This window comes from Moorena sp. SIO4E2, assembly GCF_010671945.1.
In the GTDB taxonomy this organism is placed as follows: Bacteria; Cyanobacteriota; Cyanobacteriia; order Cyanobacteriales; family Coleofasciculaceae; genus Moorena; species Moorena producens.
This window is the reverse complement of sequence record NZ_JAAHIE010000092.1, coordinates 8,043-19,503: the sequence shown is the minus strand read 5'-3', so window position 1 is coordinate 19,503 and position 11,461 is coordinate 8,043. Positions and strand designations below refer to the sequence as shown.

Below are 11,461 nucleotides of genomic sequence, written 5' to 3'. Positions count from 1 at the left end.
CAAATGGCTTATATAGGCCTTTCGGAATGCATTCACGGGCCTATCAAGCTCCTCGTTTTTGCCAGTGTGATTCGATGTGGTATTATAAAAAGGTCTGTCTCCGTAATTATTGTGATAACGCCAGATTCTAATATTGATGTATCAAATTTTTCAGGCTTCCTGCCTCAAAAAATCTGTATCAAGTGCTAGTTTTTGCACTCCGATCTCCGCTGATGCGCACTGGTTGGCTTGATCACGATTGGAATTGGCGATATCCAGATAGCTTGGACTGAATTACCCTAAACTTCTTACAAACATTTAAGATGCTAACAGAACAAGACATTGATCAATGCTTGAAGATGCTGGATGGCATCTATAGTTTATCCGAACCGGAAAGATTAGAGAGGATTGACAAATTTGTTAAATCTACGCTGTCTATTACTCCAGATATCTACAGCCCAAAAAACTTAAAATACTTGTTTTCCTATCCCGACCCTATCGGTGTTTTTGCCGATTTCGTGTCTAACTACATTAATTCTAATATTCATACTGAAGAATGTTCGCCAATTTTTACTCGTTGTGAAGTAGAAATGGTAGAAACTCTCCTGCCGTTAGTGGGTTATCCTGAAGGCGATGGTATCTTTTATCCGGGTGGTACCTTATCTAATTTGGCATCTGTATTCTTAGCAGTACAAAGAGCAAAAGTTAATTTAGGACAATCAGTCATTCTGGTTTCCGAACATTCTCATTACTCTATCAGTAAAGCTGCTAAGATTTGTGGGATTCAACATATTATCAATGTTAAAACAAGCACAAAAGGAGTCGTTGATCGAGAACATTTACGAGAATTAGTCAGCAAAATTAAAGCTGATAATCTCAATCTAATTTACTTTGCTTGTGTTCTGGGTTCGACTACCTTGGGAACTTTCGATCCGGTAGAAGAAATACTGGAAATATTCCAAGAATTCGCGATTCAACCTTGGATTCATCTTGATGCAGCTTGGGGAGGCGGGGTTTACTTTAGTGAAGATGCAGCGTTTTCTAGAAAACTGAGTTCTTTGTCAGATTCAATTGTATTAGACTTTCATAAATTTCTTTCAGCCCCTCTATTATGCTCAGTCTTACTGGTGAAAGACAAATCTGTTTTAGTGGATGAAGTAATCGCACATAATCCTAATTCTCCATTTAACAGCAACCAGAATAGAAAATATAGTCTCAGCATCAAGTCTTTACAATGTTCCCGAGAAGCCTATGCCTTTAAGCTTTGGTTGATGTTCAAACATCATGGTCTTGAACATTTTCAAAATTTAATTCAAAAATACTATAAAAATCGTAAAGAATTCAGGAAACAACTTTCGGATCGGGTTTTATATGTCGTCGAACCCCAGTATTTTAACCTCTGTTTCTGGTTTATTCCTGAAGAAATGGAAGTGAAGGAAACCATCACAGATTACACGGCGGCAGAAATTGATAAAATCGATCAACTTAATCTCGCTATCTATGATCAAGTAGTCCAGGATGACTTTATCAAAGTCAGTTCGTCTAGTTTTAATAATCTTCCGGCATTTATTCGGATAATTGTACATCATGGAAATCTGACAACAGATATCATTTCTGAAATTGTTGCTTATTTATATAAAATCTATGAATCTTTTGGATAAAGTCGTTGTCTAAGTCTAATCTAGAAGTCCAAAATTACAGGAAATTACAGGAGGATTAGAGAATGGGCAGAGTCAGAAAGCATGAATCCTACACCAACTCAATTCTAACACCCATTTATCAAAATACAGCCTACTTTTATGACGATCATGAAACTTATGTTAAAGCCTTACACGAAGGATCGCTCACAAAAGGCCGTTATGGCAGGTATCATAATCCGAATTGGGAAGAAGTAGAGGGAATTTTAGCCCAACTCGATAAGGCTGAAGATTGCTTACTATTTCCCAGTGGAATGAGTGCGATTTACAGCACTTTAATGGCATTCGCCAAATCTCAAAGCTGTTTCGCAACAACTTGCTATCTCTATAAAAACACAAGACGTGTTTTTGAGAATCTTGAGAAACTGGGGTTCAAAACTTTGATTTTGGATAATTCGGATCTATCTGAGTTGATGAGAACACTTGATCAAGTCAGTCAAGATATTAATATTCTTTTCCTAGAACTTCCCTCTAACCCTCATCTTTACCTGGCAGATATTGAAAAAATCAAAGAGTTGTTAGAACCCGATACGCTTCTGGTTGTCGATAGTACCTTTGCCAGTCCCTATAATTTTCAACCCTGTTTATGGGGGGCAGATTTAGTGATTCATAGTTGTACTAAATATCTCAATGGTCATGCTGATGTGGTACTGGGAAGTGTTGCTGGGAAAAAGGAAGCGATCGCTCAAATTAGAAATTTCAGAAATATCAATGGAGTTATTCCTAGCCCTCGGGATGTGTTTACATTGGGTCAACACTTGAAAACCTTTCAGTTGAGAATGGAGTCTTTAAATGCTTCAGGGCAAAAACTGACTGAGTTTTTAAATTCCCATGATTTGGTTTCCAAGGTCTATTATTTGGGCTTAGATTCTCATCCTCATCGAGAACTCTCCAAGAAATATTTTACTAATGGGTATGGTGGTGTTGTGACCTTTGAACTCAAACTTTCAAAACGTGAGACATCAGAATTCATTGACAACTTAAAAATTCCATATATTGCTTCTAACTTTGGTTCAGCGGAAACCTATATCGAACAGCTTGCTCCCTTTACCTACTACTATTTATCCGACCAGGATAGAAAATCATTAAATATTACGGATAGTCTGATTCGACTCTCCATCGGCTTTAATGATCCAGTCGATAGTATCATTGAGGATCTCGATTGTAGTCTTGCTCGATATATCCCTACGGAAATACATTAGACTTCGCGGCAGTTGTCGGGAACAGGGAACAGGGAACAGGGAACAGGGAACAGTGGACAAGAATTGAGGTAAACACTATCAGAAAAATACTTTTGCGCATAGGTCTATTAGAGTATCTTGTTTCTGTACTCTATTTCCTTTGGCCTTACCCCCGATTATATTATCCTAATCTAAATGGAACCCTGCCAAATGCAATCACTTAACTGCTGAATTTCTTGGAATCGAACATCCTGACTGATAAAGAATATTCCCACAAATAAGGTCAAATATTGACTCAAACAAGCAGAAAAACCAGCTCCAATACTGCCCCAATGCCATTTAATAATGGAAAAATAATCAAAGATTATATTGCCTAAATTGCCAATGATTGTTATCACTAGCACCTTACCACTCATCTCTTTTCCTAATAACCAACCGATCACGACTAAGTTAAGTGCCACTGCGGGAGCACCCCAAATACGGGCATTAAAATAAGCAATACCAGAAGATTTAACGTCATCAGGAGCATCGAGTATAAGAAACCAAATTTTCTCGATAGGATATTGTAAAATAACAATTAATACACCCAGTACCAACGCTATCAATCCATTGCGTAAACCCAATAATAACATGGCTTCGCGGTCATCTTTGCCTACAGCTTGAGCCGTCGCTCCCGTTCCATCCGCAAGAAGTGTAAAAGTCGGTAAAGATAGGTAAACAAAACCGTTGCGACTGCAACTCCTGCTAAGTGACGAATTTCTGGCAGATGTCCCAGGAAAGCCACGCTGACTAAGCCCGATAAGGGAATCATGATATTGGAGAGAGGTAAGCATTCAGCTCTCAGCTCTCAGCTCTCAGCTCTCAGCTCTCAGCTCTCAGCTCTCAGCTTTCAGCTCTCAGCTTTTGAATAAAACAGGTAACCATTTGTCTAATCTGAGTTACGTCTGTTGAGCACTGACCCCTGACAGCTGACGGCTGACCACTGACCACTGACAGCTGACGGCTGACCACTGACCGGTGAATACTTACGGAGAGAGTATTAATGACCGCAAGCCTGTAGAAGCGGGGGATAAGACTGTCTGAGTTTAAGCGGGCAAGTTTCATCGGCTCAAATATCAACTTTATTGGTATTTTTAATAGTAAATTTTAACAAAAATCAAGCTTAATTTTAAAAATTTTTATGGGATTTCAAAAGTTCCACTTTCTGTGAAACACAGGATAGAGAGACAACTCAGATCAAGAACAATTCTGATAGCTGGTCAGCTACCTAAAAAGGGAAGCTAAAAGCCCCGTCTCTTTAGAGCGGGGTGCTGATGTTCAGCGAATTTCAAATAGAGCGCATGGTCAGAGATTTTGCTAAGGTTTGATAGCTGGCAGGATGACCTGCAAAATATCCCGAGAGATAATACCTGGCAGGTTCATAATGATTTTCAGCCGTGAACGGAGCAAAAAATTGATCACTAACCAAATCTTTTCTGACAAAAAATGCATTAACACCCGATAAGTTACAGCCCACAAGATAATACCCTTTTTTATCTAGATTGACCTCAAAAAACTTCAATGAAGCCCCAAAACAATCATCTTTTTCCCATCTGTGTGTGGCATCATAGTCCATACAATATAAAATGGGTGGTGTGAACTTGGCATTATATTCAACGACAATCACTCTGGGACTTATACAGGTGATTGAATCAATAATATGATAGTCATTACCATCAATATCGACTGATAATATATCGATTTCATCAGCATCTATATTGGCAGAAATTAATTCGTTAATATTCTCTTTTGTAATAAAGGATTCAACGATTTTTAACTGACCATTTTCTATGACTTTATGAAAATATTTTCTAATTTTATTTACCGAACTAGACGACGCATCGATCCATAGACCTTGCCAATGATCAAAAAGCAGGGCAAGGGTATTGTTTTCTAAGCCATTGCCAATGCCAAATTCAACAAAGATTTGATTCGTGACACCAATCCTGTTAAAGATTTCTCTAATAATGCCATCTTCATCACTTTGGGAATAAACCTTACTACCAAAAGCAATTAAACCCTGAGGATTTTGATAGCGTTCACTTGTCCTTAAACGTTCTATTTCTTGAATAATCGGAATCTGTTTAATCCGGTTACGAATTGTTAATTCATAGCCGATATCCTGGATAATAGGCTTAATCAATTTTTGTAGTCTTTGGAGTGGCATAAACCGATTGTTTTCATACAATAACTAACGACTTTTCGGTCAACAGGTTGTTTGAAGACCATTGTTGACCTCCTCCCGACGCCAACGTTTCACTTTTGGCGCGGGATTCCCAAACTTGTTGATGTCTCGGTCATGGTGAGTCCTATATACCGGGAGGTGACCTGCTGCCATCCCAGATGAACCCGAATCCATTTAGATTTCCAATCTTTAGTGTGTGCTAGAGACTTCAGTCATGCGAGGATTCCAACGAGAACGCAACTCTTCGATATGCATATTCTCTCTGTTCTTTTTGAGATGTCGAGGGCTACTTTCAAAAGATAAAGAAGATGGCAGCGGATCTGACCCATACTCAGCTTGAATAAAGGATTCTAACTCTGTATAGGACGGAGAAAAGCTTTCTTGAGTCGGCTGGGATACCGTCGATTGATATCGCCGTAATGTCGCAGAAAACAAACCCGTACCATCATCAAAAAACCGTTCAGTGGTTGCCCCATAGCGTTCATAGGGATGAAAAGCCAGATGATCTGGGGCTTGAGCTGCCACCCAGGAAACGTAAGACCAATATTCACTAAAGGTGCCAAATTTCAGCGCAGATCGCATCATCAGCAACAACCAATGGTCATCCGATTGAAAGTAGTTGCTCACCTGACACTTAAAGGACTTAAGGTGCTCTTGTTTAAACCACATATGATGGGGAATAAAAGTGCCTTCAGGGTCTGTTAGGGGTTCAACCCCCAACACCGAGCGAATCCATTCTGCCCAAGTGGAGACAATGCTCGCATTGCCCCACTGATTGTGCTGAAGTAGGGCAAACGTATGCTGTTGGGTTTGGTTCTCCTCACAAATCAGCGGCCAAGTCGCAACCGGAAGTAGGTCACTATCCCAGACAACATACCATTCACTTAAGTCATCAATTCCCTCACCAGCACCCAGTTTTAAGAGTTGCTGATAGAACCAGCCTGGAGTATAAAGGGATTCCCCGAGTTCCAGTTCAGCACAAATTCTGTCTTTTGTCAGACCACTCTTTTGAAAGAAGGTTTCCTCAGAATGGGTATAAAGGGGAGCCACTTCCCAACCCTGAGACACCTGTTGTAGTGATCGCGCCTCTGGCTCAGGTGAAATCACATGGATACTGCGAGGTTTGTAATGGGTTGTAATTCCCTCAAGCACACCCCGCGTGTTCCAGCGCAACTGATAGAGAGGAATCACAAAGTCGAAGATTTCTTGTGACATAGCGTTTAACTCCGAATTTATCTAGACTATCAACAATAAAAATATCATCTTAATCGAGCAAGGAGTCAGTGTTAGTTTAGGATGTTAAGGTCTCTTGCCGTTATTAACATCTAAGCTGAACAAGTACCTCAGAACCCCATTCAGAATTGATCATTCATCACTTATCATTCATATGGGCTAGCAGTGGAACCTCTGCTATTGCGACTGGTTGAGCAGAACTTAGCTAAAGCTAGACTTTAAGTCGCCTTCAACCCCATTCATAATTTATAATTAATCATTCAATAATTCAATTATAATAATCCCACAATTGCCAACAGTGTTGTATCCTGAAACAGACTAATAAACTGACCGACAATCGATGGAATCGATATTTTAAAAGCTTGAGGTAAAACAATCAATCCTAAAGTGAACGGGGTATTCAAACCTAGGGCTTTAGAAGCTTCTACTTGACCTCTCGGTATGGCTTGGATTCCACCCCGCACCTTTTCTGCTAGATCAGCTGAACTAAATATTGTTAATCCTACAATTGCCCGTAATACCCGATCCGGTCGCATTCCTTTGGGTAAAAATAAGGGCAGTAAAACTTGTCCTATAAATAAGCTGATATGCATTTAAATTGGTTATTACCTATTCCCTTTTGGGAAACTCAATTGCTACATCGCTTACCTTAAGGGAGTTTGAGTCTCAAAGTAGTACAAATGAACAGAGTAACTTCAGTCAAAAAACTTTTATCTGTAGTTTTTGATACTAATTTAGATGAGCTTACCCTGGTTCAACCCGTCAAATTTATGATATAGCAGTTCTCATACTCATGAGCGACATTGCTTATCCCTTTAAGGCAAAAGGCAAAAGGCAAAAGGCAATAGTAAAGAGGGTTTTAAGGTAATCAGTCTCAAAGACTAGTGTACCTCATAACTGCGAGAAACGCTATAATTGCGTTACATATCTTTGTTAAAATTTAGATTGCTTTACATTAAGTCTAGGTTACTTGTTACTTGTCAAGTAAGAAATAACAAGTAAAACAAGTAACCAAGTAACAAGTCACAAGTAACGATTTCCATGGTTTACCAAAGATGTCTCCACCAAGGAATAGGCTTAACATCAGGAAAATCGATTTTATTGCGGATTTCATCAATATCCCATCCAGTCAACTCAGCTAAGGTTTGAGCTTCCTGTTTCAATCGTCGATTTAAGGATTGTTGATAGTCAACTCCTGCGCTACAGCTCATCTTCCCAGTAAAGGGATGACGAAGGATATATCGTCCCTGAAACAATTCACGGTTTGACGTTTCCTGGAACATCAAATCTTCTGGGAACGTATCACGGGTATAGCGAACATGGAGGCGAGTGATATAAACATTATTGGGTCTTCTATTGGTTCTTCCTGAGTTTAGCCAAAAGACACCTGATTTCCGGAGTTCTTCCCGATTGAGGGGATTAGCTGAACATGGGTCACAACTAGCCATATCCCAAGCATATTCAAGAAAAGCCACTTTTTTACCTTCACCCTCGTAAGCAGTTTGGAACATAGCAGTGTAGAAATCACCAAACTCTGCTTTGACAAATACTGGAATTTCAGTATTAGAAGGAATCTTCACAGTGCGGTAGTTTGTAATTTCAGCCTGACCTCGGGGTGATAACACATACACAATCAGGTCTTGCTCACCCGTAGCATTCATCATTCCTAAGCGAATGGGCAGCATAAATCGGGGAGACTCGTAAGCCATCTGGAGGGGTCGCAACCGTTGGTAGGCAGTTTTGTCAAATTCGTGCAGATTCACATTGGGGGGGTCAAATTCGTGCAGATTCACATTGGGGGGGTCAAATTCCTCCAGATTGACTTTGGCAACGAAAAATTTCATATTCTGGCGGATGTAGGGTCGCAATAACCGATTTGCTCCCCGTGGAATTTTGTAACCGTTGCGTCTGAGCCAGGTTTCTAAACCTCTAGAGTCCTTAGCACTGAGGATAAGAATGTTATATTCTCCAACTGAGAAGCGCTCCTCTACCGTGACACCTAAACTACGATCATAAGCATCCGCTCCCCTTGTGCCACCTGGACGACCTAGGTCTGCTGGCGCACTTTCGAGATACCTTCGGTTATCGGCACAGGGGTTTGGGTCAAAATATTCCACTAGTCGAGGTGCACTAAACTGATCGAGGCCTTCAATAATCTTAGGGTCACCTACATTCACCTGTTCTCGCTGAAGCACCACAGGAACTGGGACAACCATGGCAAAGTCTTTAACATCCCCTTGATAGTCATTTGCCATGGTTAAAACAGTGCGATCGCCATCCCGAGCAATTACCACTTGAGACGTCTGGTTATATAGTTTAGTATCAGCTTTGGCCACATAAAACCCACAAAAACCCCAAGCTTTTTGAGCCAACCCTAAACTCACTAAAACCGTTATAATAATAGTACTTATAACCCGAATAATTTTCATTTTTATAAGCTTAATTCACGTCATTTAATAGGTGCGACCCGTGGCGAATTTAATAATTAGATGCGGAAAGCGCACCTAAGATTCACTATCATGCCAGGAAAATCTTGTAGATGACCAAATAAAATCCAAAATTACGGTCAAAGGGGATAGGGCAAACAACGCCCAGAAAATAGCAGTAGGCATGAAGAATTGATTGCGCAATATAAAAGTGAGTAACGCAATACACACCGCCCATAGCAATCGACTAATCGGTGCATTGGGGATTGAGCGAGGGTCGGTTAGCATAAATAGGGCAAATAGTAACAAAGACCCACTCATCAAGCGATGGCAAAATACATCCCAACTCCAGCCAAGCCAGACATTTCTAATCCCTTCTAAAACGGCATAAGCACCCAAAAACGCTGCCGTTGTATCCCATCGTCCTACCCGTTTTAACACCATACTGCCAGTACCAGCAAATAATAGAGCATACCAACCATCATCCCCCCACTGTCCGGGAGAAACCCAAGCATCATTGCTTAGGATAAGAACAGCAATAATTCCGAAATTGGCTGGATTAAAAAAATGCTTGCCCTCTACTCGGAAAATAAATTTACTCAAAATTCCTAGGGAGCCAGCTAAAACCATAGTGCTATAGTTATCAGCACGCAGCAGCAGACTCAAGCTTAAGGCTGTAATCATAGCACTTTTTAGGGAAGGGGGTTTGGGAGAACTGGCGAAAGTAGCATCATTATCCTGGGGGCAATTTGATTTTTTTGTCAGCAGATTAAGAATTGTTTCTAAGGTTTGAATTTTGCACCATTCAAGGCTAGTTTGGAAATAGGGTTTGGGATTAAAACTCAAAGGGAGGCCAAGGAAAGGGAGGCCAAAGAAAGAGAGGCCAAGCTCCCCAGAGTTTTTGATTGCGGATCTGTGTTTGGGGTTTGACCAAAGAAATGCTGCTAACCACTGAGTTAGTAGACAGCTTGCGATTACAACTAGAATCAAGTCTGGTCTTAGTGTCCAGTCCCGAGTGCTGATGCCCAAGACTAGGAAGATGGAGAGAAACAGAATTTGATGGTTTCGGGGGTCTTGTTGCCACATTATCTACGCATTCTGATCCGACTGTTAAAGTAATCAGGGCGCTCTTTATGGATCAGGTTTAACACAAAAAAACACGCTAACTCTACGAAGACTACTGCAAGAGCTATCAGGCAATGTTTACCCGCTACCAACACCAGGCTACGGGAGCGATCGCACCATTCTTGATGCAGTCGCTCATGGGGGAAACCCCCAAGACCGCGCTGCATCGCTACTGTGCAAATGCTCTTTTTGACTGGTTCTGCACAGGTACTGGATTTGGGCAAGCTAATTTAGACCAACAATCAGCAGAGAGTTTCTGGCTGGTGATTATCATAGCCTACCCAATCAATGTAAAGTTTCGTAACTGACTGCATAAACTCCTGAACTGGGTCTGAGAAGTCTACAGAGGGAATTGGGAAAGCGCTCAAACCAAATCCAAGTAGGTAAATAATTATGGCAGATTTTAACAAAGACGGTTTTGACGACTTAGTAGTAGGTGCCCCTGGTGAAGCCCCGGGGTCGGCTCCCAAGTCGGGGTTTGCCTTTGTGTTTAATGGTTCCCAGAACGGACTGGTCGCCAGGCAAGGGCTGGGTCAGGCAGGACTCGGAGCTAATGAAGCTGGTGATCGGTTTGGTGAATCCTTAGCAGTGGGAGACTTCAACGGCGACGGTTTTGACGACTTAGTGGTTGGGGCCCCTGGTGAAGCCCCGGGGTCGGCTCCCAAATCCGGGTTTGCCTTTGTGTTTAATGGTTCCCAGAACGGACTGGTTGCCAGCCAAGGGCTGAGTCAGGCAGGACTTGGAGCCAATGAGGCTGATGATCGGTTTGGTGAATCCTTAGCAGTGGGAGACTTCAACGGCGACGGTTTTGACGACTTAGTGGTTGGGGCTCCTGGTGAAGCCCCGGGGTCGGCTCCCAAGTCGGGGTTTGCCTTTGTGTTTAATGGTTCCCAGAACGGACTGGTCGCCAGCCAAGGGCTGGATCAGGCAGGACTTGGAGCCAATGAGGCTGATGATCGGTTTGGTGAATCCTTAGCAGTGGGAGACTTTAACGGTGACGGTTTTGACGACTTAGTGGTTGGGGCTCCTGGTGAAGCCCCGGGGTCGGCTCCCAAGTCGGGGTTTGCCTTTGTGTTTAATGGTTCCCAGAACGGACTTGTCGCCAGCCAAGGGCTGAGTCAGGCAGGACTGGGAGCCAATGAGGCTGATGATCGGTTTGGTGAATCCTTAGCAGTGGGAGACTTCAACGGCGACGGTTTTGACGACTTAGTAGTTGGTGCCCCTGGTGAAGCCCCGGGGTCGGCTCCCAAGTCGGGGTTTGCCTTTGTGTTTAATGGTTCCCAGAACGGACTGGTCGCCAGCCAAGGGCTGAGTCAGGCAGGACTGGGAGCCAATGAGGCTGGTGATCGGTTTGGTGAATCCTTAGCAGTGGGAGACTTCAACGGCGACGGTTTTGACGACTTAGTAGTTGGTGCCCCTGGTGAAGCCCCGGGGTCGGCTCCCAAGTCGGGGTTTGCCTTTGTGTTTAATGGTTCCCAGAACGGACTGGTCGCCAGCCAAGGGCTGAGTCAGGCAGGACTGGGAGCCAATGAGGCTGGTGATCGGTTTGGTGAATCCTTAGCAGTGGGAGACTTCAACGGCGACGGTTTTGACGAC

12 protein-coding genes and 1 pseudogene are annotated in these 11,461 nt (G+C 42.4%); 4 read left to right on the top strand and 9 right to left on the bottom strand.

The window, feature by feature from the left end; all coding sequences use genetic code 11:
* The first annotated feature begins 302 nt into the window (after positions 1 to 302).
* Positions 303 to 1,640, top strand: coding sequence for a pyridoxal phosphate-dependent decarboxylase family protein (locus F6K37_RS12885; protein ID WP_008178432.1), 1,338 nt, complete (start codon positions 303 to 305; stop codon positions 1,638 to 1,640).
* Between the two features lie 62 nt (positions 1,641 to 1,702).
* Complete coding sequence (locus F6K37_RS12880; RefSeq protein WP_008178429.1) at positions 1,703 to 2,878, top strand: PLP-dependent transferase; 1,176 nt, start codon at positions 1,703 to 1,705, stop codon at positions 2,876 to 2,878.
* A 170-nt stretch (positions 2,879 to 3,048) separates the two neighbouring features.
* On the opposite strand, the gene F6K37_RS12875 is transcribed toward F6K37_RS12880, so the two are convergent.
* The 9 genes and pseudogenes from F6K37_RS12875 to F6K37_RS12835 all read right to left on the bottom strand — a co-directional run bounded on the left by F6K37_RS12875 (position 3,049) and on the right by F6K37_RS12835 (position 9,826).
* On the bottom strand, positions 3,049 to 3,489 hold the full coding sequence (locus F6K37_RS12875) for an MATE family efflux transporter (RefSeq protein WP_287250589.1): 441 nt from the start codon (positions 3,487 to 3,489) through the stop codon (positions 3,049 to 3,051).
* Between the two features lie 20 nt (positions 3,490 to 3,509).
* Positions 3,510 to 3,668 (bottom strand): hypothetical protein, encoded by a 159-nt coding sequence (locus tag F6K37_RS12870; protein ID WP_229414257.1) that lies wholly within the window; start codon positions 3,666 to 3,668, stop codon positions 3,510 to 3,512.
* A 71-nt stretch (positions 3,669 to 3,739) separates the two neighbouring features.
* On the bottom strand, positions 3,740 to 3,961 hold the full coding sequence (locus F6K37_RS12865; RefSeq protein WP_131826970.1) for a hypothetical protein: 222 nt from the start codon (positions 3,959 to 3,961) through the stop codon (positions 3,740 to 3,742).
* A 223-nt stretch (positions 3,962 to 4,184) separates the two neighbouring features.
* Positions 4,185 to 5,063 carry a hypothetical protein gene (locus F6K37_RS12860; protein ID WP_287250588.1) on the bottom strand — a complete coding sequence of 293 codons (879 nt, stop codon included), beginning with the start codon at positions 5,061 to 5,063 and terminating at the stop codon, positions 4,185 to 4,187.
* A gap of 39 nt (positions 5,064 to 5,102) precedes the next feature.
* Positions 5,103 to 5,255: a hypothetical protein gene (locus F6K37_RS12855; protein ID WP_154659738.1), complete on the bottom strand. Its 153-nt coding sequence runs from the start codon at positions 5,253 to 5,255 to the stop codon at positions 5,103 to 5,105.
* 15 nt (positions 5,256 to 5,270) lie between these two features.
* Positions 5,271 to 6,296: a DUF6492 family protein gene (locus F6K37_RS12850; RefSeq protein WP_008181924.1), complete on the bottom strand. Its 1,026-nt coding sequence runs from the start codon at positions 6,294 to 6,296 to the stop codon at positions 5,271 to 5,273.
* Between the two features lie 293 nt (positions 6,297 to 6,589).
* Positions 6,590 to 6,895, bottom strand: a pseudogene (locus F6K37_RS12845) (ABC transporter permease subunit); the annotation flags it as partial.
* Positions 6,896 to 7,360: 465 nt separating this feature from the next.
* Positions 7,361 to 8,743, bottom strand: a complete 1,383-nt coding sequence (locus tag F6K37_RS12840; protein WP_008181927.1) for a DUF2330 domain-containing protein — start codon at positions 8,741 to 8,743, stop codon at positions 7,361 to 7,363.
* Between the two features lie 75 nt (positions 8,744 to 8,818).
* Positions 8,819 to 9,826 (bottom strand): RnfABCDGE type electron transport complex subunit D, encoded by a 1,008-nt coding sequence (locus F6K37_RS12835; RefSeq protein WP_008181929.1) that lies wholly within the window; start codon positions 9,824 to 9,826, stop codon positions 8,819 to 8,821.
* 113 nt (positions 9,827 to 9,939) lie between these two features.
* Between F6K37_RS12835 and F6K37_RS12830 the strand changes: the two genes are divergently transcribed.
* Positions 9,940 to 10,173: a hypothetical protein gene (locus F6K37_RS12830; RefSeq protein ID WP_008181931.1), complete on the top strand. Its 234-nt coding sequence runs from the start codon at positions 9,940 to 9,942 to the stop codon at positions 10,171 to 10,173.
* Between the two features lie 85 nt (positions 10,174 to 10,258).
* Positions 10,259 to 11,461: FG-GAP repeat protein (locus F6K37_RS12825; RefSeq protein WP_287250581.1), on the top strand; the 1,203-nt coding region annotated here is incomplete at its 3' end.

What these genes read in the sequence shown, in the direction of transcription:
- F6K37_RS12885 (WP_008178432.1), top strand. Translation starts at nt 303, where the DNA reads ATGCTAACAGAACAAGACATTGATCAATGCTTGAAGATGCTGGATGGC.
- F6K37_RS12880 (WP_008178429.1), top strand. Translation starts at nt 1,703, where the DNA reads ATGGGCAGAGTCAGAAAGCATGAATCCTACACCAACTCAATTCTAACA.
- F6K37_RS12875 (WP_287250589.1), bottom strand. Translation starts at nt 3,489, where the DNA reads ATGTTATTATTGGGTTTACGCAATGGATTGATAGCGTTGGTACTGGGT.
- F6K37_RS12870 (WP_229414257.1), bottom strand. Translation starts at nt 3,668, where the DNA reads ATGATTCCCTTATCGGGCTTAGTCAGCGTGGCTTTCCTGGGACATCTG.
- F6K37_RS12865 (WP_131826970.1), bottom strand. Translation starts at nt 3,961, where the DNA reads ATGAAACTTGCCCGCTTAAACTCAGACAGTCTTATCCCCCGCTTCTAC.
- F6K37_RS12860 (WP_287250588.1), bottom strand. Translation starts at nt 5,063, where the DNA reads ATGCCACTCCAAAGACTACAAAAATTGATTAAGCCTATTATCCAGGAT.
- F6K37_RS12855 (WP_154659738.1), bottom strand. Translation starts at nt 5,255, where the DNA reads ATGGATTCGGGTTCATCTGGGATGGCAGCAGGTCACCTCCCGGTATAT.
- F6K37_RS12850 (WP_008181924.1), bottom strand. Translation starts at nt 6,296, where the DNA reads ATGTCACAAGAAATCTTCGACTTTGTGATTCCTCTCTATCAGTTGCGC.
- F6K37_RS12840 (WP_008181927.1), bottom strand. Translation starts at nt 8,743, where the DNA reads ATGAAAATTATTCGGGTTATAAGTACTATTATTATAACGGTTTTAGTG.
- F6K37_RS12835 (WP_008181929.1), bottom strand. Translation starts at nt 9,826, where the DNA reads ATGTGGCAACAAGACCCCCGAAACCATCAAATTCTGTTTCTCTCCATC.
- F6K37_RS12830 (WP_008181931.1), top strand. Translation starts at nt 9,940, where the DNA reads ATGTTTACCCGCTACCAACACCAGGCTACGGGAGCGATCGCACCATTC.